26 protein-coding genes are annotated in these 23,585 nt (G+C 71.4%); 6 read left to right on the forward strand and 20 right to left on the reverse strand.

Features of this window, described 5'->3' with window-relative positions; translation table 11 throughout:
* Positions 1 to 1,024: winged helix DNA-binding domain-containing protein (locus IG08_RS0149135; RefSeq protein WP_420823326.1), on the reverse strand; the 1,024-nt coding region annotated here is incomplete at its 3' end.
* Positions 1,025 to 1,433: 409 nt separating this feature from the next.
* Between IG08_RS0149135 and IG08_RS0149140 the strand changes: the two genes are divergently transcribed.
* The gene (locus IG08_RS0149140; protein ID WP_030620061.1) at positions 1,434 to 2,798 is read left to right on the forward strand and encodes a DUF2252 domain-containing protein; all 1,365 of its coding nucleotides are present in this window, start codon (positions 1,434 to 1,436) and stop codon (positions 2,796 to 2,798) included.
* A gap of 29 nt (positions 2,799 to 2,827) precedes the next feature.
* Here IG08_RS0149140 and IG08_RS0149145 read toward each other — a convergent pair whose 3' ends face one another.
* Both IG08_RS0149145 and IG08_RS0149150 read right to left on the reverse strand, forming a co-directional pair.
* On the reverse strand, positions 2,828 to 4,450 hold the full coding sequence (locus IG08_RS0149145) for an alpha/beta fold hydrolase (RefSeq protein WP_234343181.1): 1,623 nt from the start codon (positions 4,448 to 4,450) through the stop codon (positions 2,828 to 2,830).
* A 21-nt stretch (positions 4,451 to 4,471) separates the two neighbouring features.
* Entirely contained in the window at positions 4,472 to 4,975 is a 504-nt protein-coding gene (locus IG08_RS0149150; RefSeq protein ID WP_030620066.1) for a DUF1269 domain-containing protein, read from the reverse strand.
* A gap of 209 nt (positions 4,976 to 5,184) precedes the next feature.
* Between IG08_RS0149150 and IG08_RS0149155 the strand changes: the two genes are divergently transcribed.
* On the forward strand, positions 5,185 to 5,493 hold the full coding sequence (locus tag IG08_RS0149155; protein ID WP_030620069.1) for a hypothetical protein: 309 nt from the start codon (positions 5,185 to 5,187) through the stop codon (positions 5,491 to 5,493).
* Between the two features lies 1 nt (position 5,494).
* Here IG08_RS0149155 and pspAB read toward each other — a convergent pair whose 3' ends face one another.
* From pspAB to glnA, 4 genes are all read right to left on the reverse strand, one after another.
* Positions 5,495 to 6,079, reverse strand: a complete 585-nt coding sequence (gene pspAB, locus IG08_RS0149160; protein ID WP_030620078.1) for a PspA-associated protein PspAB — start codon at positions 6,077 to 6,079, stop codon at positions 5,495 to 5,497.
* Positions 6,080 to 6,081: 2 nt separating this feature from the next.
* On the reverse strand, positions 6,082 to 7,002 hold the full coding sequence (htpX, locus tag IG08_RS0149165) for a zinc metalloprotease HtpX (protein WP_030620081.1): 921 nt from the start codon (positions 7,000 to 7,002) through the stop codon (positions 6,082 to 6,084).
* 223 nt (positions 7,003 to 7,225) lie between these two features.
* The gene (locus IG08_RS0149170; RefSeq protein ID WP_030620084.1) at positions 7,226 to 7,483 is read right to left on the reverse strand and encodes an SCO2583/SCO2584 N-terminal domain-containing protein; all 258 of its coding nucleotides are present in this window, start codon (positions 7,481 to 7,483) and stop codon (positions 7,226 to 7,228) included.
* Positions 7,484 to 7,593: 110 nt separating this feature from the next.
* Positions 7,594 to 9,003 (reverse strand): type I glutamate--ammonia ligase, encoded by a 1,410-nt coding sequence (glnA, locus tag IG08_RS0149175; RefSeq protein ID WP_030620086.1) that lies wholly within the window; start codon positions 9,001 to 9,003, stop codon positions 7,594 to 7,596.
* 200 nt (positions 9,004 to 9,203) lie between these two features.
* Between glnA and IG08_RS0149180 the strand changes: the two genes are divergently transcribed.
* The gene (locus tag IG08_RS0149180; RefSeq protein ID WP_030620088.1) at positions 9,204 to 9,671 is read left to right on the forward strand and encodes an RDD family protein; all 468 of its coding nucleotides are present in this window, start codon (positions 9,204 to 9,206) and stop codon (positions 9,669 to 9,671) included.
* 87 nt (positions 9,672 to 9,758) lie between these two features.
* On the opposite strand, the gene IG08_RS0149185 is transcribed toward IG08_RS0149180, so the two are convergent.
* The 4 genes from IG08_RS0149185 to lipB all read right to left on the reverse strand — a co-directional run bounded on the left by IG08_RS0149185 (position 9,759) and on the right by lipB (position 13,001).
* A complete protein-coding gene (locus IG08_RS0149185; protein WP_030620091.1) occupies positions 9,759 to 10,460 on the reverse strand; it encodes a DUF4191 domain-containing protein in 702 nt (233 codons plus the stop codon).
* A 68-nt stretch (positions 10,461 to 10,528) separates the two neighbouring features.
* On the reverse strand, positions 10,529 to 10,729 hold the full coding sequence (locus IG08_RS0149190) for an SCO2195 family GlnR-regulated protein (RefSeq protein ID WP_030620094.1): 201 nt from the start codon (positions 10,727 to 10,729) through the stop codon (positions 10,529 to 10,531).
* Between the two features lie 257 nt (positions 10,730 to 10,986).
* On the reverse strand, positions 10,987 to 11,952 hold the full coding sequence (gene lipA, locus IG08_RS0149195) for a lipoyl synthase (protein ID WP_030620096.1): 966 nt from the start codon (positions 11,950 to 11,952) through the stop codon (positions 10,987 to 10,989).
* A 251-nt stretch (positions 11,953 to 12,203) separates the two neighbouring features.
* Positions 12,204 to 13,001 carry a lipoyl(octanoyl) transferase LipB gene (lipB, locus tag IG08_RS0149200; RefSeq protein WP_030620097.1) on the reverse strand — a complete coding sequence of 266 codons (798 nt, stop codon included), beginning with the start codon at positions 12,999 to 13,001 and terminating at the stop codon, positions 12,204 to 12,206.
* A 262-nt stretch (positions 13,002 to 13,263) separates the two neighbouring features.
* Between lipB and IG08_RS0149205 the strand changes: the two genes are divergently transcribed.
* The gene (locus IG08_RS0149205; RefSeq protein WP_030620102.1) at positions 13,264 to 14,700 is read left to right on the forward strand and encodes an NsdA family TPR-like regulatory protein; all 1,437 of its coding nucleotides are present in this window, start codon (positions 13,264 to 13,266) and stop codon (positions 14,698 to 14,700) included.
* Positions 14,701 to 14,808: 108 nt separating this feature from the next.
* On the opposite strand, the gene IG08_RS0149210 is transcribed toward IG08_RS0149205, so the two are convergent.
* Positions 14,809 to 16,152: an NAD(P)/FAD-dependent oxidoreductase gene (locus tag IG08_RS0149210; RefSeq protein ID WP_030620103.1), complete on the reverse strand. Its 1,344-nt coding sequence runs from the start codon at positions 16,150 to 16,152 to the stop codon at positions 14,809 to 14,811.
* Between the two features lie 175 nt (positions 16,153 to 16,327).
* Positions 16,328 to 17,224 (reverse strand): TIGR01777 family oxidoreductase, encoded by an 897-nt coding sequence (locus tag IG08_RS0149215; RefSeq protein WP_199821110.1) that lies wholly within the window; start codon positions 17,222 to 17,224, stop codon positions 16,328 to 16,330.
* Between the two features lie 71 nt (positions 17,225 to 17,295).
* On the opposite strand from IG08_RS0149215, the gene IG08_RS0149220 reads away from it, so the two are divergent.
* On the forward strand, positions 17,296 to 17,784 hold the full coding sequence (locus IG08_RS0149220; protein WP_030620107.1) for a GNAT family N-acetyltransferase: 489 nt from the start codon (positions 17,296 to 17,298) through the stop codon (positions 17,782 to 17,784).
* Between the two features lie 14 nt (positions 17,785 to 17,798).
* Here the strand turns inward: IG08_RS0149220 and IG08_RS63275 are convergent, their stop codons facing one another.
* The 3 genes from IG08_RS63275 to IG08_RS0149230 form a co-directional block, all read right to left on the reverse strand.
* Positions 17,799 to 18,023, reverse strand: a complete 225-nt coding sequence (locus tag IG08_RS63275) for a hypothetical protein (RefSeq protein WP_420823327.1) — start codon at positions 18,021 to 18,023, stop codon at positions 17,799 to 17,801.
* 109 nt (positions 18,024 to 18,132) lie between these two features.
* Positions 18,133 to 18,405, reverse strand: coding sequence for a TetR family transcriptional regulator (locus IG08_RS63280; RefSeq protein ID WP_390898567.1), 273 nt, complete (start codon positions 18,403 to 18,405; stop codon positions 18,133 to 18,135).
* A gap of 14 nt (positions 18,406 to 18,419) precedes the next feature.
* Positions 18,420 to 19,604, reverse strand: coding sequence for a MarP family serine protease (locus tag IG08_RS0149230; RefSeq protein WP_030620109.1), 1,185 nt, complete (start codon positions 19,602 to 19,604; stop codon positions 18,420 to 18,422).
* A 255-nt stretch (positions 19,605 to 19,859) separates the two neighbouring features.
* Here IG08_RS0149230 and IG08_RS0149235 point away from each other — a divergent pair, with 255 nt between their 5' ends.
* A complete protein-coding gene (locus IG08_RS0149235) occupies positions 19,860 to 20,660 on the forward strand; it encodes a peptidoglycan recognition protein family protein (RefSeq protein ID WP_030620112.1) in 801 nt (266 codons plus the stop codon).
* Between the two features lie 38 nt (positions 20,661 to 20,698).
* On the opposite strand, the gene IG08_RS0149240 is transcribed toward IG08_RS0149235, so the two are convergent.
* From IG08_RS0149240 to IG08_RS0149255, 4 genes are all read right to left on the reverse strand, one after another.
* Positions 20,699 to 21,826 carry a lipid II:glycine glycyltransferase FemX gene (locus tag IG08_RS0149240; protein WP_030620115.1) on the reverse strand — a complete coding sequence of 376 codons (1,128 nt, stop codon included), beginning with the start codon at positions 21,824 to 21,826 and terminating at the stop codon, positions 20,699 to 20,701.
* Positions 21,827 to 22,441: 615 nt separating this feature from the next.
* Complete coding sequence (locus tag IG08_RS0149245; RefSeq protein ID WP_030620119.1) at positions 22,442 to 23,059, reverse strand: hypothetical protein; 618 nt, start codon at positions 23,057 to 23,059, stop codon at positions 22,442 to 22,444.
* Between the two features lie 131 nt (positions 23,060 to 23,190).
* On the reverse strand, positions 23,191 to 23,364 hold the full coding sequence (locus IG08_RS58290) for a CsbD family protein (RefSeq protein WP_078656055.1): 174 nt from the start codon (positions 23,362 to 23,364) through the stop codon (positions 23,191 to 23,193).
* A 28-nt stretch (positions 23,365 to 23,392) separates the two neighbouring features.
* Positions 23,393 to 23,557, reverse strand: a complete 165-nt coding sequence (locus tag IG08_RS0149255; RefSeq protein WP_030620123.1) for a hypothetical protein — start codon at positions 23,555 to 23,557, stop codon at positions 23,393 to 23,395.
* Between the last annotated feature and the right edge of the window lie 28 nt (positions 23,558 to 23,585).

A 23,585-nucleotide genomic window follows, 5' to 3' on the forward strand; every position in this document is an offset into this window, starting at 1 on the left:
GCGCCCAACCCCCCACCACCCGCCCGTTCCACCACACCGTCGGCCCCACGTTGCCGCTGCCGTCGAACAGCAGGGGCCGCAGGTCCGGTGCCAGATACCAGTCCCGCTGCTGCCACCCCATCGCCGTCGGATCGAGGCCGGGAAGCAGGGCGGCCCAGGGCTCGGCGGGCCCCGCCACCGGGCCGACGTCGCCGTCGACGACGTATCCCGTGCCCTCGTCCAGGGACACCACCCGCGCCCCGATCGCGGCGAGCGCCCGGCGGACGTCCGTCACCCGCCACCCGGTCCACCACTTGAGGTCGGCCTCCGTCGCGGGCCCGCACGCGGTGAGCCAGCGGCGCAGCAGATCGGCCTGGGCGTCGGCCACGTCCAGTTCGGGATGCTCGGGGGCGAGGGCCCACCGGAACTGGGTCGACGTCCATGAGCCCAGCGGCCGGCCCCGTACGACCCGGCCCTCCACGCCCAGCACCTTCAGCAGGCGCGTCGAGACGGTGTGCACCCCCTCGTAGTTCTTCCCGGCCGCGTACACGAACTGCTCCCGCAGCCGTGGCTCGTCCTCGGCGAGTTCCGCCGCTGTCGCCTGCCCGCGCCGCGCCAGCGCGGCGAGCGCCGACTCCTCGACCTCCTTCAGCCAGGCCGCGTCCGGCGCCCCGGCCTTCGCCATGGCCTTGAGCAGCGCGGCCCGCTCGCGCGCGGCGACCGCGAGGCCGGTCGAGGCGTGCACGACCGCGGTCATGTCCGTGGGGAACACGAAGACGGTGTGCCGCATGCCGTGCATACGGACCAGCGCCCGGTCCTCGTACAGTGCCCGGCCGGTCTCCGCGACGGTCTCCGCCGGGTCCGCGAGCCGGGCGCCCACCGCGAGGTACACCGTCGCGGGGTCCGTGCCGTGCAGGGCGACCAGCGAACCGGCGACCTCCTCGGGGCCCGCCGCCCGCGCCCGCCCGGCCAGCCGGTGCCGCAGCGCGAGCCGGGCCCGCCGCTCCGCCACGCCGATGTACCGCTCCCCGTCGCCCACACCCATGCCGGCCCTCCACCCGTCACGCCCCGTGTCCTCCGTCAGTGCATCCTCCCGGACGGCACTGACAATGCGACCGGGACCGACAGGTCGGATCGACAGGCCGGGATCGACGGCCGGGACCGACAGGCTGGGACCGACAGGCTGGGATCGATAGGTCGGGATCGACGGCCGGGATCGATAGGTCGGGATCGATAGGTCGGACCGACAGATCGGAACCGACGGCCGGGACCGACAGGCCGGGATCGACGGCCGGGACCGACATGCCGGGACCGACGGCCGGAACCGACAGATCGGGCCCCCGTCACCCGATCTGCCGCCCCCGGCATGCGCATGCCCCACCCCCGGGCCTTCACTGCGATCAGGAGGTGGCGCAGAACAGCAGACCGGGAGGCGTGATGCAGAGGCACCGCACATGACCACCCCCGCCCGCGCCAACCCCGCCGCCCCGGCCACCCGCGCCGACCGCGGCAGGGCCGCCCGCAAACGCGTCCCCCGCTCCGCGCACGCCGGCTGGATCCCGTCCGTCGACCGGCCCGACCCCGTCGCCGTACTGGAACGCCAGGGCCGCGACCGCCTCCCGGAGCTCCTGCCGATCCGCTACGGACGCATGGCGGCCTCTCCCTTCGCCTTCCTGCGCGGCGCGGCCGCCGTGATGGCCGCGGACCTCGCCGCCGGGCCGCACACGGGCCTCACCGTGCAGCTGTGCGGCGACGCGCACCTGCTGAACTTCGGCCTGTACGCCTCCCCGGAGCGCGCCCTGCTCTTCGACCTCAACGACTTCGACGAGACCTTCCCCGGCCCCTTCGAATGGGACGTCAAACGCCTCGCGGCGAGCACCGCCGTGGCCGCCCGCGAGAACGGGCACAGCGAGGCCAAGGCCCACCGGGCGGCGCTGGAGGCGACCGCCGCCTACCGCACCGCCATCCGCCGCCTGGCCCGGATGGGCGAGCTCGACGTCTGGTACGAGCGCATCGACGCCGACAGCCTGCTGCCCCTCGTCCGCTCCGCCCGCCACCGCCGGCACGTCGAGTCCAGCCTCACCAGGGCCCGCCGGCGCACCAGCCTGCAGGCCCTCGGCAAGCTGACGGAGGACGTCGACGGCCGCCGCCGCATCATCCACGATCCGCCGCTCCTCGAACCGACCGGCGCCGCCGACATGGCGTCCCTGCGCAAGATCTTCAGCGACTACCGCTCCACCCTCTCCGAGGAACGCCGACTGCTCCTGGACCGCTACCGCTTCGTGGACGCCGCCCGCAAGGTCGTCGGCGTCGGCAGCGTCGGCATGCGCTGCTTCATCGTGCTGCTCGCTGGACGGGACGTGGACGACCCGCTGTTCCTGCAGATCAAGGAGGCGCGGAAGTCCGTACTGGAGGAGCATCTGCCGCATGGGCCGTACGTCCATCCCGGGCGCCGTGTCGTCACGGGACAGCGGCTGCTGCAGGCCGCGAGCGACATCTTCCTGGGGTGGATGAGCGGGCCGCAGGGCCGGGCCTTCTACTGGCGGCAGCTGCGCGACATGAAGGGCTCCGCGGACGTCGCCGGCATGACCTCGCCCGACCTCGTGGCCTACGCCCGCCTCTGCGGCACCGCCCTGGCCCGCGCCCACGCCCGCTCCGGCGACCGCATCGCCATCGCCGCCTACCTGGGCACCGCCGACACCTTCGACCGGGCGGTGGCCGACTTCGCCCTCACCTACGCCGCCCAGACCACCACCGACCACGCGACCCTGTGCGCGGCGGTGGCTGCGGGCGTGCTACCCGCGGCACCGGGGGAGTGACGGCACCCGGCCGACAAGGCCGTGCGTACTCAGCCGTACCGCTCCATCAGCCCGCCCACATACGCCTCCAGCCGCCCGCCCAGCACCTCCGGCGTCAGATCGGCGCGCCCGAGCTCGCGCCAGGGGCCGGCGAACTTGGCCGCGTCGGGGCAGTAGGCGAGGGCGTCGAGCAGCCGCCAGTACAAGTGGTCCGGCCCGTCGGCGAGTCGGCGCCCGCCCTGCGCCTCGTACCGCTCCCGGAAGCCGAGCCCGTGCTCGGGGCCGTGCAGCAGCGCGAGGGCCGTCGAGCAGTGGGCGACGTCGAGGTCGGCGGGCCCCCACGAGGTCTCGACCCAGTCGACGACACCGGTGATCCGCAGGTCCGTGAAGAGCACGTTCCCGGGGTGGAAGTCCCGGTGCAGGAAGACCCCTTCGTACGGTGGGGGATCGCGCCGGATCACGTCCACGGCCCGCTCCCACATCGCACCCTGCGGGGCACGCACCCGCTCCGGGGACGTCCACGCCTGGTACGTGCGCGGGCGCTCATCCGGTACGACCTCGTGGATCCGGACGAGCTGCGCCGCGAGCAGGTCCAGCCGCCGTACGAGATCCTCCTCGTCGACCCGCACCCGCCCGGGCAGCCGGGACATCAACAGCGAGGGGTGGTCGCAGTGTTCGGCCGTGGCGTCGACGGCGACCAGCTCGGGCGCCGGGACGCCGTCCTCGCCCGCGAGCAGCGCGAGGACGGTCGCCTCGCGGGTGAGCAGGCCGGGGGCGTGATGCCGGAAGAAGGGCTTCACGAACGACCGCAGTACCAGCTCGGTGCCGTCGTCGAGGGCGAGCCCGCGCATCTGGGAGCTCCAGCCGCCGGACAGGAAGCCCACGCCGGTGACCGAACGGCCCGGCGGGAGCTGCTTGGCCAGCCAGCCGTGGGTCGCCAACCACCGCTGGTGACCGAGCCCGGTCAGCAGCGCGGCCACGAACTCCCGCCGGTCGTCCGGGTGATCACGGAACCACAGCCCCAGCATGTGCTCCGCGTCCGGGAGTTCGAGACGCGTGAACTGGGCCCGGGCGGCCAGCGCGTCCTGCACAGCCTCGGTCACCTCCTGCGGGATCACCGAGTCCGTGCCCGGCACGGCCAGCACCGCCCGCCCCTCGTACGCCCGCAGCACATCGAGCGCGGGTGCCTCACGCCAGCTGTCCGGCCGGCGGATGATCTCGCTGAACGGGCCGTCCCCGTCGCCGAACGACACGTCCCAGGCCTCGGCCGCGTACACGGCGGGCGCGCACAGCCCGAGCGAGGCCACCCGGTCCCCGTAGTGTCCGGCGAGGTCCGCCACCGTCTGCCCGCTCATGCTGAAGCCGATCAGCACCAGTGGGCGGTCCGCCGGAGCGTGGGCGTCGATCACGGCGACCGCCTGCTCGAAGCGGCGGCGCAGGCTCAACTCGGCGAGCGCGCCGGTGCTTTCGCCGTGTCCGGAGAAGTCGAAGGCGAGGCCGCCGCAGCCGCGCGCGACGAACTCCGCCAGCAGCGGAACCGACCGCTCCTTGCTGCCGTTGCCCGCGCCGTGCAGCAGAACGGCGGTGGCCCCTCCCGGGGCACCGCCGTCGCCGTACACGCCGCTGAGGCGCTCACCGTCGTACTCGTAAGTGAAAGGAGAGAGCTCGCTCATCCCTCCATTCATTCATGGCACTTACGCCGCCGGTGTCTTTTGGGCCGCCGCGATCGTCTCGCGCAGCGCCTCCTCGTCGGCCTTGCTCAGCGAGGTCTGTACCAACTGGCCGCCGAACGGGGTGAGTTCCGGCAGCACCTTGTCCTCGGCCGCCGTCTTGACGAGGACGAAGAGGGCCCCGGCGCCGGGGCGCAGGTTCTGGCTGAGGTCCTTCATGAAGTCGTCGTTGATGCCCGTGTCGGTGAACGCGCCCCCGGCCGCGCCGGCCGCCGCGCCCACCGCCGCGCCGAGCAGCGGGGCGAGGAAGAGCAGCCCGATCACACCACCCCACAGCGCGCCGCCGGCCGCCCCCATGGCGGTGTGGTTGACGGCCTGGTGCAGCTTGATCGTGCCGTCGTCGCGCCGCTCGACGACCACCGCGTCCTCCAGCTCGACCAGATGCTGCTTGGACAGCTCGAACAGCTTCTCCCGCACCTTGTTCGCGGTGGCGAGGTCGTCATAGGCGACGACGAAGAGATTGCTCATGTCAGGCGCACCCCTTATTTCCGCTTTTGATGGCTTGAGTCGCTTTGTCGACTCTAGGTCGCGGAAAAAAGAGATGCACGCCGAGTGACCGTCTCCCTACGCTGGACAAGCATTACGGAGCCCCCACCACTGCTTTTCGCAGGGCGGGCGTCACCCTGCGGACTCGGGGCTACTCTTCTACACCACACCCACGCACACGGAGGCCCGTCATGGGCACCATCGTCATCTCCGGGACGGTCGTCCTGGTCGTCTTAGGGTTCGGAAACCACACCTGGTGGCTCGTCGCGGTCGCCGTGCTCTTCCTGTACGTGCAGTACGGGCGCGGCATGTCCTCGTCGGGCGGGTCGGGCGGGATGTCCTCGGGCGGTTCCGCGGGAGGCTCTTCGGGAGGTTCCGGGGGAGCCGTGCCCGGGAACTACCGCGCGTACCGCGACCGCCGCGAGAAGCAGGCCAAGTGGGACCGCCGCTACCGCCGCGAGCACCCCTTCGAGTCCCGTCGGCAGCAGCGCAGCAAGTAGGTCACAGACCGGGGGCGCCCCACAGGGGGAACCAGCGGTTCAGGTCCTGCTCGATCCGCAGATCGTCCCCGAGCGCTGCCTTCACCCGCAGTTCCAGCGCGTTGTCGCGCCGCTGTCCCTCGCCGGGCAGCGGCGCGAAAGGGAAGAACGTGCCGCGCTTGTAGAGGTAGACCAGCGCGAGTGAGCGGCCCTGCGGATCCTGGAAACCGGCCAGCGAGCAGAGCAGCTGCGGCCCGAAGCCGTTGACCTCCATCGAGCTGTTCACCGCGTGCAGGTCGTTCACCAGCTCCGGAAGCTGGTCGGGGGCGCGCTCCGACACCAGCCACGAGTACCCGTACTCGTCCCGCCGCAGTGCCACCGGGGGACCGTCGCGGTCGGCGTCCGCGTCCAGCAGGGCCTGGACCTCGCGGTGCGTCTGCTCGAAGGCCGCGCCCTCGACCGTGGCGAAGCACACCGCTCCCCGCCCGGTCGGCGTGAAGGAGGCCGCCGCCTCCAGCGTCACCGCCGCCGACGGCAGCGCGAACAGCTGGTCGAGATCGGGCGCGACCGGCTTCGTACGGCCGAGCAGGATGTCCAGCAGGCCCATCCTCAGCCCGCCTTCCCGGGGGCCGAGGCCTCGCCCAACTCGGTGGAGATCCGGCCCAGTTGCTCCAGCCGCTGCTCCAGGCTCGGGTGGGTCGAGAAGTACCGCTCGATGCCGGGCTCCTTGCCGGTCGCCGGGGTGAAGTAGAAGGCGTTGAAGGCCTGTGCGGTGCGCAGGTCCTTGGTCGGGATCCGGGCGATGTCACCCGACACCTTGGTCAGCGCGGACGCCAGTGCCGAGGGCCGTCCGGTCAGGTGCGCCGCGGCCCGGTCGGCCGCCAGCTCCCGGTACCGGGACAGGGTCCTGATCAGCAGGAAGCTGATCGCGTACACGGCTGCCGACACCCCCATCACGGCGGCGAAGACTACGGCGGTGTTCTGGTCCCGGCGTCCGCCGCCGAACAGCTGGCTGTAGAAGGCGAACCGGACGATCAGCCCCGCGATCACGCCGAGGAAGGATGCGATCGTGATCACGGCGACGTCCTTGTGCGCCACGTGCGACAGCTCGTGCGCGAGCACGCCCTCCAACTCGGCCGGCTCCAGCCGCCGTAGCAGCCCGGTTGTCACGCACACCACCGCGTTCTCGGGATTCCTGCCGGTCGCGAACGCGTTCGGCATGTCCATCTCGGAGACGGCGACGACGGGCTTGGGCATGTCCGCGATGGCACACAGCCGGTCGATCACGGCATGCAGCTCGGGATACTCCTCCCGCCCCACGACCCGCCCGCGCATCGCGAACAGCGCGATCTTGTCAGAGAACCAGAACTGTGCGACGAACATCACCGCCATGAGCGCGACGACCAGCACCCACGACTTCAGCAACACGATCAACGCGGCGACGAAGGCCACGTACAGCAGTCCGAGCAGGAACAACGTGACCGTCATCCGCACGGTCAGCCGCCGATCGCTCCGGAAACGGCTCTGCATCTGCATCACCCCGCAGTCAGGCACTCGCCCCACTGCCAAGTGTGCACCCGGCCCCGCCATGAACAGGTCCCGATCACCCCTGGGCCCGGCAAAGGCTGGGGCCTGGAGCCTTCAAAGCAGGTCCGGCGATGTGGGGTGCGGTTCGTCAGCGCCCCACAGGAGCGCGGGGGAGCGACCAGCTACGACGGACCCGCGGTCGACCACCGGACTTCTGGCGGAGTGCTCAGTAAGGCGCCCGGAAGTTGATGTACCCCAACAGCAGGATGATCGCCACCACACTCCCCAGCACGATGGTCGTCGACACCCATGACGACCGGCGCGGCCCCACCTGCTCGGGTTCCCCGCGGAAGGGCACCGGCTCCGGTGGGTTCTCCTTCCAGCGGGCGGCCAGCATGCGGGCCCGCGCGGAGGGCTCCTTGAGCTCGGCCCCGTCGGCCCACTTGATGTCGAACTCCCGCTCGGCGTCGTCCTGTTCGGCCATCCCCGTAACCCCCGTCATCCGTCTCGAACAGCTGTGCCGAAAACGATACGACGACGCCCCCGTCCTGAGAAACCAGGAACGGGGGCGCCGCCGAACGACCTACAGGCCGATCACACGTCGAAGTAGAGCTCGAACTCGTGCGGGTGCGGACGCAGCTGCAGCGGCGCGATCTCGTTCGTGCGCTTGAAGTCGATCCACGTCTCGATCAGGTCCGGCGTGAAGACGTCGCCCTGGAGGAGGAACTCGTGGTCGGCCTCGAGGCGGTCGAGGACGGCCGGCAGGGAGGTCGGGACCTGCGCCACGCTCGCGTGCTCCTCGGGAGCCAGCTCGTAGAGGTCCTTGTCGATCGGCTCGGCCGGCTCGATCTTGTTCTTGATGCCGTCCAGGCCCGCGAGCAGCAGCGCGGAGAACGCCAGGTACGGGTTGCCGGAGGAGTCGGGCGCGCGGAACTCGACGCGCTTGGCCTTCGGGTTCGAGCCGGTGATCGGGATACGCATGGCCGCGGAGCGGTTGCGCTGCGAGTACACCAGGTTGATCGGCGCCTCGAAGCCCGGGACCAGACGGTGGTAGGAGTTCACCGTCGGGTTGGTGAAGGCCAGCAGCGACGGGGCGTGCTTGAGGATGCCGCCGATGTAGTAGCGGGCGGTGTCCGACAGGCCCGCGTAACCGGCCTCGTCGTAGAAGAGCGGCTGGCCGCCCGTCCACAGCGACTGGTGGACGTGCATGCCCGAGCCGTTGTCGCCGAAGATCGGCTTCGGCATGAAGGTCGCGGTCTTGCCGTTGCGCCAGGCGACGTTCTTCACGATGTACTTGAAGAGCTGGAGGTCGTCGGCCGCGGCGAGCAGCGTGTTGAACTTGTAGTTGATCTCGGCCTGGCCGGCGGTGCCGACCTCGTGGTGCTGGCGCTCGACCTGGAGGCCGGAGGCGGCCAGCTCCAGGGAGATCTCGGCACGCAGGTCGGCGAAGTGGTCGACCGGCGGGGTCGGGAAGTAACCGCCCTTGTAGCGGACCTTGTAGCCGCGGTTGTCCTCGACCGCACCGGTGTTCCAGGCGCCGGCCTCGGAGTCGATGTGGTAGAAGGCCTCGTTCGCGCTGGTGGCGAAACGCACGCTGTCGAAGACGTAGAACTCGGCCTCGGGGCCGAAGTACGCGGTGTCGGCGATGCCGGTCGACGCGAGGTAGGCCTCGGCCTTCTTCGCCACGTTGCGCGGGTCACGGGAGTACTGCTCGCCCGTGATCGGGTCGTGGATGAAGAAGTTGATGTTGACCGTCTTGTCGCGGCGGAAGGGGTCGACGCGCGCGGTGGACAGGTCGGCTCGGAGCGCCATGTCGGACTCGTGGATGGCCTGGAAGCCGCGGATCGAGGAGCCGTCGAAGGCCAGTTCCTCGTCCGGGTCGAAGGCCGACGCCGGCAGTGTGAAGTGCTGCATCACACCCGGCAGGTCGCAGAAGCGGACGTCGATGAACTTGACGTCCTCGTCCGCGATGAACTTCTTGGCCTCGTCGGCGTTCTGGAACATCCAGCTCCTCCTACTCCCGGCCGTTCCCGTGCCGGGGTGGTAGTTCGTTCGTGCGGCCAGTGCGGTGGCACACGCTGTCGTCGACCCTAGGGACGCGTGGTTTCTCGCGCGTGACCCATTTGTTTCGCACAAGTTAACCGGACATCGTTCGCCCTACCCCACCTGTCCGTATCGCGAAACGGCCGCAGTACGGTGGAGGGGTGGATAAGAGGGATGCAATCGGGTCGTGGCTCTCCGGTCCCCGCGCGGCCGCGGAGGATGCCGGAGTCGACTTCGGATACCGGGGAGAGCAGCTGGGCCTGCCGGAAGAGGGGCCGGGTTCGATCGCCCGCCCGGGGCGGCGGCTGGGCGCGCTGGCCGTGGACTGGGCGATGAGCATCCTGATTGCATCCCAGTTGATCACTCAGAGCTATGACCAGACGAGCTCCAACTGGGCGCTGCTGGTCTTCTTCGTGATGAGCGCCCTCACCGTCGGCACCATCGGCTTCACCCCGGGCAAGCGCCTCTTCGGCCTGCGCGTGGTCGCCGTGGACACCGGCAGCGTCAACCCCTGGCGGGCCCTGCTCCGCACGGCCCTGCTGTGCATCGCCGTCCCGGCCCTGATCTGGGACCGCGACGGCCGCGGCCTGCACGACCGGCTGGCCCGCACGGTGGAAGTACGCATCTAGCCGCTACGACGAAGAGGGCGCCCGGACCACGCGGCGATAGCCGCATATGTACAAGGTCCGGGCGCCCTCTTCGTCGTAGAAGGGGATTCAGCGGGTCTTCGGTCCGCCCTTCGGCATCCGCATGCCCTTCGGCATCGGACCCTTCGGCAGCGGCATGTTGCTCATCAGGTCGCCCATCGCGCGCAGCCGGTCGTTGGTCGCGGTGACCTGCGGACCGTTGAGCACGCGGGGCAGCTTCAGCATGGTCGTGCGGAGCTTCTTCAGCTCGATCTGGTCCTCGCCCGCGCCGACCAGCAGATCGTGCACCGGGACGTCCGCGACGATGCGGTTCATCTTCCTCTTCTCGGCGGCCAGCAGGCTCTTCACCCGGTTCGGGTTGCCCTCGGCCACCAGAACGATGCCGGCCTTGCCGACCGCGCGGTGCACCACGTCCTGGCTGCGGTTCATCGCCACCGCGGGGGTTGTCGTCCAGCCTCGGCCGATGTTGTCCAGTACGGCCGCAGCTGCGCCCGGCTGGCCCTCCATCTGCCCGAAGGCCGCTCGCTCGGCCCGGCGCCCGAAGATGATCGCCGTTCCGAGGAAGGCGAGCAGGAGGCCCAGGATGCCGAGATAGATGGGGTGACCGATCAAGAAACCGATCGCGAGGAAAACACCGAAGATCCCGATGCCGACAGCCGCGAGTACAAGACCGATCTTCTTGTCGGCCCTGCGGGTCATCTTGTACGTCAGAGCGATCTGCTTGAGTCGCCCGGGGTTCGCAGCGTCCGCTGCCGTGTCCTTCCTCGCCATGCCGTGAAGTCTACGTGGCCCGGGAAGCGCCGACGACGGCAGTGCCCGTAGGCCGGGATTCACGGCATTCAGGGGCGGCCGGCGAGGCTCTGCTCCAGGACGCGCTGCGCCTCGACCCTGTCCTTGGCACGGCGGCGGTCCTCCAGGACGGACGTCCAGGCGTTGCGGCGGGCGGTGCGCTGGCCGCTGCTCATGAGCAGTGACTCGACGGCACGGAGTGCATCGGTGAAGGTCGGGATGGCTGTGGCGCGAACGGGCGCGGCCTGCATGATGGAGTTCCCCCCTCGGGAATGGCGGCTCTGGTGAGTGGTGCACGGGGTGTACAACCAGGGTCACTGATTGGTGTTACCAGGGCATGACCGACCGGTCAAACGCCAATGAAGCCTTGATATGCAGCCCAAAAACGCAGACGCGGCCCTGATGGTGCCCCCAGCTGCGGGGACGCCCAGGACCGCGCCAATTGGCCACTACCGGTCGGTAGTTGCTTGTGCGCAGATTCACACGCGCAAGGTGGCACTCCGTGCCATCAGACGGCCTGCGAGGCGACGTAGGAGCCCCGCTTCTCGACGGCCATTTGGTACAGCCGGCCGGCCCGGTAGGAGGAGCGGACCAGCGGGCCGGACATGACGCCCGAGAAGCCGATCTGGTCGGCCTCGTCCTTCAGCTCCACGAACTCGTGCGGCTTGACCCAGCGCTCCACGGGGTGGTGGCGCACGGACGGGCGCAGGTACTGCGTGATGGTGACCAGCTCGCAGCCGGCGTCGTGCAGCTGCCGCAGCGCCTCGCTGACCTCCTCGCGGGTCTCGCCCATGCCGAGGATGAGGTTCGACTTGGTCACCAGGCCGAAGTCGCGGGCCTCGGTGATGACCTTCAGCGAGCGCTCGTAGCGGAAGCCGGGGCGGATGCGCTTGAAGATCCGGGGGACCGTCTCGACGTTGTGCGCGAAGACCTCGGGGCGGGACTCGAAGACCTGCTGCAGCAGTTCCGGTACGGCGTTGAAGTCGGGGGCGAGGAGCTCGACCTTGGTGCGGCCGGCCTCGCGGGCGGCGGTCTGCTCGTGGATCTGGCGGACCGTCTCGGCGTACAGCCAGGCGCCGCCGTCCTCCAGGTCGTCGCGGGCGACGCCGGTGATGGTGGCGTAGTTCAGGTCCATCGTGACCACGGACTCGCCCACGCGCCGGGGCTCGTCACGGTCGAGGGCCTCGGGCTTGCCGGTGTCGATCTGGCAGAAGTCGCAACGCCGGGTGCACTGGTCGCCGCCGATGAGGAAGGTCGCCTCGCGGTCCTCCCAGCACTCGTAGATGTTGGGACATCCGGCTTCCTGGCATACGGTGTGCAGCCCCTCGCTCTTCACGAGGTTCTGCATCTTCGTGTACTCGGGACCCATTTTCGCCCGGGTCTTGATCCACTCGGGCTTGCGCTCGATGGGGGTCTGGGCGTTCCGGACCTCCAGGCGCAGCATCTTGCGTCCGTCGGGTGCGACTGCGGACACATCGGCTCCCTGTAGCTTCGATTCTTCGGCGTACACCAGGGTACGCCCGTGCGTTTTCGGTCCCCGGGGTGGGCAACCTTGCGGAATCGGGGTGCATTCCCTTTCGCCCCCGCCGCCCCTTCCCGTCCCGTCCCTGGGGGCTGCCGCCCCCAGACCCCCGCTTCGGCCCTGAAGGGGTCTCGTCCTCAAACGCCGGACGGGCTAGAGATTCAGCCTCTCCGGCGATTGAGGAGCGGGGGCGAGGAACGGCCTTATGCCGACGCCCGCTCGACCTCTCGCGGCTTCAGCTCCGCGTTCTCCAGCACATCCCGAAGGTGCCGCTCGGCGACCGGCAGCACCTCGTCGATGGTCACGTCCCGGCCGAGCTCGGCGGCCAGGGAGGCGACGCCCGCGTCCCGGATGCCGCACGGGATGATGCGGTCGAACCACTTGTTGTCCGGGTTCACGTTCAGCGCGAAGCCGTGCATCGTGACGCCCTTGGCCACCCGGATCCCGATCGCCGCGATCTTGCGGTCCTCGCGGCGCTGGCCGGCGTTGGAGGGCGCGTACTCGGGGCCGTTCAGGCGCGGGTCGAACTCCTCGTCCTGCAGACGCGGGTCGAAGTCCAGGGAGAGGCCGCCGAGCAGCGGGCGCTGCTCCACCGGGTCGCCGAGCACCCATACACCGCTGCGGCCCTCGACCCGGCTCGTCTCCAGGCCGAACTCCGCGCAGGTACGGATCAGGGCCTCCTCGAGGCGTCGTACGTGCGCCACCACGTCCACCGGACGCGGGAGCTTCTGGATCGGGTAGCCGACCAGCTGGCCCGGGCCGTGCCAGGTGATCTTGCCGCCGCGGTCGACGTCGACGACCGGGGTGCCGTCGAGCGGTCGTTCGCTGTCCGCCGTGCGCCGGCCGGCCGTGTAGACCGGCGGGTGTTCGAGAAGCAGCACGGTGTCGGGGACCTCGTCGGCGAACCGCGCCGCGTGCACCCGGCGCTGCTCGTCCCACGCCTCCTGGTACTCGACCGCGTCCGTACCGAACCCCATGCGGACGAACCGCAACCCACTCACGGCAAGCGCCTCCCTAGAAGGTCGTAAGGCACGAAGCGTGCCTACGCCACTGTACGACCGCCTCTTGCGGAAGCTGTCCGTCAGCCCCGCAGTCCAATCCTCACACGATCGGATGAATGAACGTCGAAATGTGCGATCGCCTGCTTACGCTCCGCTACATTCACGCCGTCCAGGAGGCCAAAAGGGCTGCTCACAGGCAATCCGGGCACCGCAGGCCGCAGCGGCCTCAGTGAGGCCCGAAAGGCAGGAGACCGCACCGCAGATGACGGAACGACCCGCGCAGCGCACTCCCAACCGCCAGCTCGCCGCGCTCATCGCAGAAGCGGGGTTCTCCAACGCGGGTCTCGCCCGTCGCGTGGACCAGCTCGGTCTCGAACACGGTCTGGACCTGAGATACGACAAGACATCCGTGACCCGGTGGCTGCGCGGGCAGCAGCCCCGCGGCACCACGCCCGCCCTGATCGCCGAGGTCTTCACGCGTCGCCTCGGCCGACGCCTGTCCGCCCAGGACCTGGGGCTCGACGCCTGCGCCCCCGTCTACGCCGGGCTGGAGTTCGCCGGCAGCCCCGAGGAGGCCGTCGACATCGTCAGCGGGCTGTGGCGCAAGGACTCCGGCAGCCACGCCGAGCTGCGCAAGATCGCGTTCACCCCGGCGGGGCTCGTCGTGCCCAGCCGGGACTGGCTGATCGGCCGCCCCGACGACAAGGTCGCCCGCGGTGAGGCGCCCGCGCGCGTCCCCGCCCAGGGGCGCCCGGGGGTGCCCCGGCAGCGCTCCACGGCCGAACGCGGCCCCGGCCAGAAGGTCACCGGCGGCGACATCGCGGCCCTCCGCTCGGTCGGCGACCTCTTCCGCTCCCTCGACGACATGTACGGCGGCGGCCATGCCCGGCAGGCCCTCGTGCGCTACCTGGAGCACGAGTGCGAGCCGATGCTGCGCGGCATCTACGGCGAGCAGACCGGCCGGCGCCTGTTCGCGGCCGCGGCCGACCTGACGAGGCTCGCGGGCTGGACGTCGTACGACATCGCCGCGCACGGGCTCGCCCAGCGGTACTTCGTGCAGGCGCTGCGGCTGGCGCAGGCGGCGGGGGACCGGCCCTACGGCTCGTACGTGCTGGTCACGATGAGTCGGCAGGCCGTGTATCTCGGGCACGGGCGGGAGGCGGTGCAGCTCGCCCGTGTCGCCCAGCAGGGGGTCGGGACCAACGCCCCGCCCGTCGTCCAGGCGCTGTTGCACTCGGTCGAGGCGCGGGGGCACGGGGTGCTGGGGGAGGTGCGGGCCTGTACCGCGTCGCTGGTGCGGGCCGAGCGTGCGTTGGAAGCGGCTCGGCCCGGTGACGAAGTGCCGCACTGGGCGCGGTTCTTCGACGAGGCGCAGCTCGCCGACGAGTTCGGGCACTGCCACCGGGACTTGCAGCAGTTCCGTGCGGCGGCTCAGCATGCGGAACGCTCGCTGCAGCTGCGGGCTCCTTCCTTTGCCCGGAGTCGGCTCTTCTGTCGTGTTGTCCTTGCCTCCGCGCGGCTCGGTCTTGGTGAGCTTGATCAGGCCTGTGCGTTGGGGGCGGAGGCCGCGGGGCAGGCATCTGAGATGCGGTCAGTGCGGGCGATCGAGTATGTGCGGGACTTTGAGCGTCGGTTGGAGCCGTACAAGGACGCGGCGCCGGTGCGGGGGTATCGCGACAAGGTCGCGGCGTTGGGGTAGCTCGCCGTAACTCCGACTGGTGTGTGGCCTGTGCCGGTTCGTTGTGGCTGGTCGCGCCCACGCGGCGGAGCCGCCTACCGATACAGCCCCGCGCCCCTTCAGGGCGTTCTAGGCGGCCTGCGTTGTCGGGAGCGGGTCCGTCATGTGCAGCGAGCCCGCTGCTCCCAGGTCCGTCAGCACGGCCGTCGCTGCCCTGTGTGCCGAGTGCAGGGCCCCCTGGACCGTGCTGGTGTCCCGGTGGTCGCCGCAGACGTACAGGCCCGCCATCAGGCGTACCGGGCGGCGGAGGTCGTGGGGTGGGCGCATCGCGGGGATGGCCTCGGGGGTGTGGTGGACGGCGAGGGTCTCCCAGCGGTGGGTCGAGGTGCCGTAGAGGCGTGCGAGGTGTGTGCGTACGGCGGTGTCGAGGTCGGCCGGGGGTGGGCCCAGGACCGTTGAGGAGATGAGCGTGCGGCCTGCGGGGGCGCGGGTCGGGTCCACCGCGCTGATCACCGCCGTGTGGGCGACCGGGCCGCCGCGGTCCGCGTCGAGCAGCAGGGACGTGCCCGTCGTCGGCGGTTCGTCGGTCGTGTGGTGGACGACCGTCACCGGGTGGGAGTCCGGCACGCGCAGGCCGGGCAGCAGGTCGGCCGCGGCCCGCGCGTCGGTCGCCAGCAGGACGGCCCGGCAGCGGAGCTCGCCGTGCTCGGCGGTGGTCACCGAGGTCGTGGACACGGAGGTGACCCGTACGCCGGTGTGCACGGTGCCCGGCGGCAGCGTCTGCGCGAGCAGCTCCGGCAGCATCTCGGCGCCGCCCTCGGGCACACACAGCCGCCCGCCCGCGAACGCGCGCAGCGCGAGGTCCGCGCACCGGCTGGACGTGGTCAGGTCCGGGTCGCACAGCAGGGCGGCGAGCAGTGGACGCAGGAAGCCGTCGATCGTGCGGGCGGGCACCCCGCGGGCCGCGAGGGCCTGCCCCGCGGGCAACTCGGGGCGCGCCAGCAGCCGTTCGACGGGCATGGCCGCGAGCCGGGCGAGCGCGGCACCGAGCCGGGCCTGGTCGACGGCGGTGCCGAGCGGGGCGCCGGCCCGGGGGGCGCTCTTGGCGGGGGCGCTCGCCAGGGCGCGTACGGCATGGAGTGCGCCCCTTGCGCCCCCTGCCCCGGCCACCGCGCCCGCGCGTCGGCGGCGCCCGTCGCTGTGCAGCAGGACCCCCGGCGCGAAGGGGCGCAGCGCGAGCCCGTCCAGCCCGGGTGTCTGCCGTAGTTCCGGATACGAAGTGGACAGCAGCTGCCCGATGCGGTCGAGCCGGAAGCCGTCGACCTTCTCGGTCGACATCCGGCCGCCGACCCACGGGGCGGCCTCCACCACCGCGGTCGAAACTCCTGCGCTGGTCAGCAGATGCGCCGCGGAGAGCCCGGCGATCCCGGCTCCCACGATCACGACGTCCGCCTGGTACGCGGGCTCAAGCACGTGCCCCTCCTCGAGGTTGCGCGGCCGGTGGGGACGTCATGCCCCCAACTGGCTCCGGGGATACCCGAGTTCGGGTCGAGGTTAGGGCGGTGATCGGTCAAGGACAGTCGCGCATGGGCAGGGCACGGTCGCACGGCGGTCGCATACGGTCACGTCGCGCAGCGGTCGCATACGGTCACAGTGCGGCCTTGACGGCTCCCTCGATCTCCGGGAACGCGAAGGTGAACCCCGACTCCAACAGCCGCTTCGGCAGCACGCGTTGGCTGCCCAGGACATCCCCGGCCATCTCGCCGAGCACGGCCCGCAGGACGGGCGCGGGCACCGGGAAGAGGGTCGGCCGGTGCAGTACGCGGCCCATGGCCTCGGTGATCTCACGGTTCGTCAGCGGGTTCGGGGCGGTGAGGTTGAACGCCCCGGACAGCCCGTCGGTCGCCATCAGGTGCCGGATCGCGGCCACCTCGTCGTGCAGCGAGATGAACGACCAGTACTGCCGTCCGTCGCCCATCCGCCCGCCCAGCCCTGCCTTGAAGAGCGGGAACAGCTTCCCCCAGGCCCCGCCCTTGCGCGCCACCACCAGCCCGGTGCGGGTGAACACGGTCCGTACGCCCGCCTTCTCCGCCGGCATCGCGGCTTGCTCCCACTCGACGCAGAGCTCGGGCAGGAAGCCGTTCCCGGCGGGCGCGCTCTCGTCGATCGTCCGCTCGCCGGTCTCGCCGTAGTAGCCGATCGCGCTGCCGTTCACGAAGACCTTCGGCGGCTCGTCCAGCGAGGCGATCGCCTCGGCGAGGGCCGTCGTGCCGAGCACCCGGCTGCAGCGGATGCGGGTCTTGTACGCCTCCGTCCAGCGGCGCGAACCGACCCCCGCGCCGGCGAGATTGACCACGGCGTCGCACCCGGCGAGCCCGGCCGCGTCCACCCGCCTGCCCTCGGGGTCCCACTGGACCTCGTCCGCGCTCCGCGGCGCCCGGCGCACCAGCCGCACCACGTCATGCCCGTCGGCGGTCAGCGACCGGACCAGGGCGCCGCCGATGAGACCGGAGGCACCGGCCACGGCGATCCTTGAAATTTCCATGACCTCATCCTGCCTGGTGGGTGCGTAAAAGCCCCGTGTGGTCCTTGTACCCCCGCCGTAGGCTGGCCGCCATGCCAGTCCCGCACATACGCCACGCCACCCTCGACGACGAGGACCGGCTGGGCCGCCTCGACCGAGCCACCTGGTCCCCGCTGCACGCCGTACAGCCCCGCCCGCAGCCGCCGTACGAACCCTTCTTCAACGAGCGGTTCGGCCCCCGGGACCACCTGGTCGCCGAGCTCGGCGGCACCCTCGTCGGATACATCAAGCTCGGCTACCCGACCCCGCTCGCCTGCAACACCCACGTCCGCCAGATCCAGGGCCTCGCCGTCGCCGAGGAGGCGCGCGGGGCCGGGGTCGGCCGGGCGCTGCTGCGGGCCGTGCAGGACGAGGCCCGGCGGCAGGGGGCGCGCCGGATCAGCCTGCGCGTCCTGGGCCACAACGCCCCGGCCCGCAAGCTCTACGAGTCCGAGGGGTTCGTGGTGGAGGGGATCCTGCCCGAGGAGTTCCTGCTGGAGGGGGAGTACGTCGACGACGTGCTCATGGGACGCGGTCTCTGACCGGCCTCCTGGGCTCACCCCGTCAACAACCGCATCCCGCCCACCAGTTCCCGCAGACACCGCACCGCCGGCGACCCCGGCCCGGTGACGTCGGCGTCCGTCTCCGCCCAGGTCTCCAGCGCCACCCGGATCGCGTCCGTGGCCGCCGCTGCGGCCAGCCGCACCTCCAGCTGATCCGCGTCCGGTCCCGCGAGCCCCGCCACCACGGGGATCGGCTTTCCCTCGGACTCCTGGTTCACCCGGTACCGGACGGCCCGCAGCGCCGGGTCGTCGACGGCCGCCCGCAGCAGCGCGCGCGTCTGGCGCAGGCCCTCGGCCGCGTGCTCGTCCGGGACGGACAGCGACTCCTCATCGCCGCCTCCAGCGCCCGCGGCAGCCCCGCCCCCGGCTCCGACGCCGCCAGCGGTCGGCGTCCCGCTCGAGCAGGGGCCCGACGGCGTGCTGCTCGTTGCGGAAGTAGCGGTAGAAGGTGCGCAGCGCGACGCCGGCCCGCTCGGCGATGTCCTCCGCGGTCGTCCCGTCCGGCCCGCGCTCGGTGAAGAGCTCGACGGCGGCACGAGCGGTGTCGAGCTGGGTCGCGGCCTTGCGGCGCTCGGTGAGTGAAGGGGGCTTGGAGCTCACGGGGGAGAACCTGGCTAAGAAGTGACGAGGTCACCCGTGTCCACCGGCGCCGTCGCGTCCGCCGCGCGCTCCGCGTCGGTGGCGACCTCGGCGGCCGTCAGGACGTAGCCCGTCTCGGCGTCGGAGGTGGAGCGGGCGAAGACGACGCCGTACACCTTGCCGTCCGTCGTCAGCAGCGGGCCGCCGGAGTTGCCCGGGCGGACGGTGGACCGGATCGAGTAGATCTCGCGGGTCACGGTCGAGTCGTTGTAGATGTTCTGGCCGGTCGCCTTCACGCGGTTCGCGACCGTGGCCGCCTGCAGATTCAGATCGCCGTCCTGCGGATACCCGGCGACGACCGCCGAGTCGCCGCGCGAGGCGCTGTCGTCGAACTTCAGGACGGGCGCGCTCAGGTCGGGCACGTACAGCACGGCCACGTCCTTGTCCGGATCGAACAGCACGACCCGTGCCTGGTACGACCGCCCGACCCCGCCGATCCGCACGCTCGGGTCGTCGATGCCGGCCACCACGTGGGCGTTGGTCATCACGTGCTGCGCGGCGTACACGAAGCCGCTGCCCTCGCGGCCCTGGTCGCCGGCGACCCCCTCGATCTTCACGGTGCTCAGCTTGGCGGCGTTCGTCGCGCTCGCCGTGACGCTGTCGCCGGTGGGCTTGGCGACCTCGGCCGTCGACTCGTTCTCGAACGGGTTGAAGACCTGCGGGAAGCCTGCCTCGGTGAGCGCGGAGGTGGCCCGGGAGAACCAGGTGGGAGTCGTGTCCGGCATGGAGTCCTGTACGGCGCCGAGCAGCGCCGAGTCCCGGATCGCCGTGGTGACCACCGGTGACGAGGAGGCCCCCAGGACACTCGCGGCCACCCACGCCACCAGGAGTACGGCCACCGAGTTGGCCGCGGCCCCGCCGACCCCGTCGGCCACCCTGAGCGGGCCCTGGTCCAGCTCCCGCCGCAGCCGCAGGGCCAGCCGCCCCCCGAGTTCGTGCCCCACCGCGGCCGGGACCAGCACCGTCAGCACGGCGGTCACCGTCGCCGCCGTACTCCCCGGTTCCACCAGGTCCATCACCCACGGCAGTACCCATACGCCGATGACGGCGCCGCCCACGAACCCGGCGAGCGAGACACAGCCGGCGACCAGGCCGCGCCGGTAGCCGGATGCCGCGTAGGCGACGATCACCAGCAACAGCAGGATGTCGAGCAGGTCCACGTGGCCGCCTTTCTCTCGGATCCCTTAGTACGCAGGTGATGGCCGCAGTGATCAGTCACGCGCACGCGTGGCGCCCGGAACCGGCCACGCGTGCGTGCACCTGGAAAAACGTCGCGGACCGGGACGATGGTTCCACCGGGTGGCACAGCACACATCGCGGACGCGGTGGATCCGGCCGAGAGTAGGACCATGCGTGTCCGAAGAGCGCGGGGAAGGCGAGGACGGCGTGCGGCCCGAATACGGCGTGCACTCCCCATGCGGCGTGCGGCGGCCCGAATACCGGGCCCCGTGCTGGCCCTGCTGGCCTGTGTGCCCGGGCTCGCCGCCCTCCTCGTCCTGGTGCTGTGCGCGAACGGCATAGAGCGCACGACGGCGGAAAGGTCCGCCCACCGTGCCGCCGCGGCCCGCCCCGCCGCCGCCCCGCACGCCGCGGCCAGGCCGCACATCGTGCCGAGGTCGGCCTGGGCGGACGGTACCGGCGAGGCGAACACCGCCGCCCGCACCCCGCCGCCCCCGCACTACGACGACAAGGTCCTCGCGGTCTTCGTCCACCACACCGACTCGCCCAACGGCTACGACTGCGCCGACGCGCCCCGCATCATCCGCTACCTCGCCGCCGGCCAGATCGGCGTCCGCGACTGGGACGACATCGGCTACAACTTCCTCGTCGACCGCTGCGGCACGATCTACGAGGGCCGCGCGGGCGGCGTCGCCCGCCCCGTCACCGGCGCGCACACCCAGGGCTTCAACCACCGCACCACCGGCATAGCCGCCCTCGGCACCTTCACGGCCGGCGTCCAGGTCCCGCAGGCGATGGCCGACGCGATCGCGTCCCTCGCCGCCTGGAAACTCGGCCTCGCGGACATCGACCCGCGTACGACGGTCCGGCTGACCTCCAGCAACAACCTCAGCCGCTACGCCGCCGGCACCGCCGCCGACCTCCCCGCCCTCGCGGGCCACGACGACGGCTACATGACCAGCTGCCCGGGCGCGGCCCTCAGCGCGCTGCTCCCGCAGATCAGGGAGACGGCGGCCCGGTTGCAGGGCAGGACGTAAACGGTGCGCGGCGGCAAGCCCCGCGGACCCGATCCCGCTCACCTGCGCCCGAGATAGACCCCCAACGCCCGCTGCAGCACCTTCCCCTGGCTGCCCACCGGCCGTTCCCACTCGCCGAGGTACTCCACGGCACGGCCGCCCGCGCCCGTCTTGAAGAGGAGGCGGCCCAGCAGGCGGTCCTCGGTGAGGGTGGGGGTGATGGAGCGGAGGTCGTAGGTCTCGGCGCCCGCCGAGCGCGCGTCGCACAGCATCCGCCACAACAGGGCGCTGCTGGGCCGCAGTTCGCGACCCCGGCGGCCGGACGCGGCGTAGGAGTGCCAGACGCGGTTGCCGACGTTGATCATGAGCGCCGCGGAGAGGACCTCGCCCTCGTACTCCGCGAGGTAGAGCCGCAGCCGGTCGTCGTCCTCGGCGTTCAGGGCGTGCCACATGCGCCCGAAGTAGGCCAATGGCCGGGCCCGGAACCCGTCGCGCTCGGCGGTCGCGCTGTACAGGCGGTGGAATTCGGGCAGGTCGGAGGCCGCGCCCCAGCCGACGCGGACGTCCCCCATCTCGGCGGTGCGCAGGGACTGCTCCCAGTGCGGTGCGAGGCCCGCGCGCAGATCGTCCACCGAGCGCCCCGCCAACGGGATCTGACAGCCGTAGCGCGGCTGCCCGAGCCCGAAGCCGCTGCCCTCGTCCTCCTCGCACCGTCGCCACCCGAGCCGCCGCAACCGCTCCGCGGCCTCCAGGGCGTGCCCGTCGAGGCCGTCCGTGGGCAGGTCGTGCAGATGCCGTACGTCGGGGTCGGCGACGCCCGCCGCCACGGTGGCCGCGTCCCAGTGCCGTACGACGAGGGGCGGCCCGATCCGGACCGAGAACGCCCCGATCTTCTCCAGGTGGGCGATGAACGGGTCCAGCCAGCGTTCCGGACGCGGGCTCCGCCAGTCGATCGCGGGCCCGTCGGGGAGGTAGGCCAGGTAGCGCCGGGTGCCGGGCAGCGGCCGGTACAGCACGAGCGCCGCCGCGACCAGTTTCTCGCCCTCGAACCAGCCGATGCTCTCCGGCAGCCAGTCCGGCTTCACGTCACCCCACTCGGGGATCTGGAGATGGCTCGCGTCGGGGTGCAGCCGCAGATGGGCCAGATGCTCTTCGCGAGTGATCTCCCGTACGTACGGGCTGGTCATGGGCAGGGCGCTCCTGTTCGGGGGCGGCCACCGTAAGCCGGGGATCACGGCACAGGTCAAGACCTCACGTCTGTGAACTGCGTGAACTGGTGGTGCCGGGGCCTCGGCGCCAGTGGGCGGCGCCCCGCACATCCTCCGGGTGCAGGCGGGGCCGGCCCGCAAGGGTGGTCCACAGGTGCGGAGCGACGTCGTCCTCGAGGAGTCGGGCGATCATGTGGCGGACGCAGCGTTCGATCTCGACCCGCCGCAGACGGGCCGTGAGGCGTGCGACGGTGCGGGAGGTCCGAGGTCCGGGCGAGGGCGTCCTGGCAGCACAGGTCCGCTTCCCGCGCGCGGGCGTTGTCGCTGTCCCGGGCGGTGGCGCGCACCTCCGCCAGGGCCTGCGAGGCCGGGGCGGGACACTCGGGGCCGAGCATGGCGACGCGGCGGATGAGTAGCGCACCGAGGCCGGCGCGCAGGGCATGACCTCCGACCGGAGCCATGACTTGCGGGTGCGGTCGGAGGTCATGCCCTGCGTCAGGGTGAGGGCTTGGGATCGGGCGGCGAGGCCGTGCACTGCGTGAACTGCAGCCGCCCCCGCTTCCCGCCCTGCCTCGGCGCGGGCGTTGCGCGACGTCAGGTGGTGCTTTCCTTCGCATGGCGTCGGCTCTGTGCCCGCGGCGCGTGGCCGCGGCCGGCGGGGGGCGGCGGCCGGTCCGGGGTGGCCGGCTGTTCGATGACCAGTGCCTCGAAGAGGCCCCGGGCTTCGACCATGGCCTCCCGCATCTCCTCGGTGCCGCTCTGGTCACGGGCGGCCGTGTGCATGTCGCGATAGCCCTGGACGAAGTGGCCGTGGTGGACGGAGAGGGCGGCCATCTGCTCCTCGAACTGCTCACCGTCGGGGAAACCCCGGTCCCTCGCCAGGCCCGCCAGCAGTGCGTCCGCCTCGATGACGGCTTTCTGCGGTGTTTCGACGAACTGCTCCTGGGCGGCGGCCCATTGCGTCACATAGTGCGCGCGGACCTCTGGTGGCAGCGACTGTTCCTGGAGGGAGCCGTGCTGCTTCACGCGCTCGCCGAGTTCCCGCTCGGCCGCCCGGACGTCACCGTTGTGGAGGGCGACGGCACGGTCGTACTCGGGCCCGAAACGTCGCTTCAGCCCGCGTCCGCCGCTGCCCTGGACTCGGCCACGTCCGGTGTAGAGGAGGGTGGCCAGGCCGATGACGATCAGGACGATGACTACGACGGTGAACATGACTGCCTTCTCTGGCTCACGGTTCGCGAGTCGGTCTGCTTCATTGCCGTCAATTCCGTTCGGTTCGTGGCGCGTTGGTGCCGGCCGGGTGGCATCCACACGACGTGGGTGCCACCCGGGGCGTGGTGTGGTCAGTGCCTGAAGGCGCCCTTGACCTTGTCACCGGCCTGCTTCAGGTTCCCGGAGACCCGGTCGGTCCTGCCTTGCCGCTGCAGTCGCCTGTTGCGGGTGGTCCGGCCGATGCGTTCGGTGATCAGGCCCTTGAATGCCTGCGTCTTGTACTTGATCGTCTGTCCGACGCTCATGGCCGGCCTCCTTTGTGTGCTGAGTGGACTACCTGCGGCTGTACCGGCGCCTGCCACCGCCGCGCCCGCGCTTCGCGAAACCGACGATCCAGACGACCAGCAGGACGGCGGCGACCCACCAGAGGATCTGCATGGTGAAGCCGAACCCGAACACCAGCAGGATCAGCAGAAGGAGAAGAATCCAGAGCATCATGGCCGGGCCTCCACACGGTCACAGGGGC

Source organism: Streptomyces fulvoviolaceus, from assembly GCF_000718165.1.
Lineage (GTDB): Bacteria > Actinomycetota > Actinomycetes > Streptomycetales > Streptomycetaceae > Streptomyces > Streptomyces fulvoviolaceus.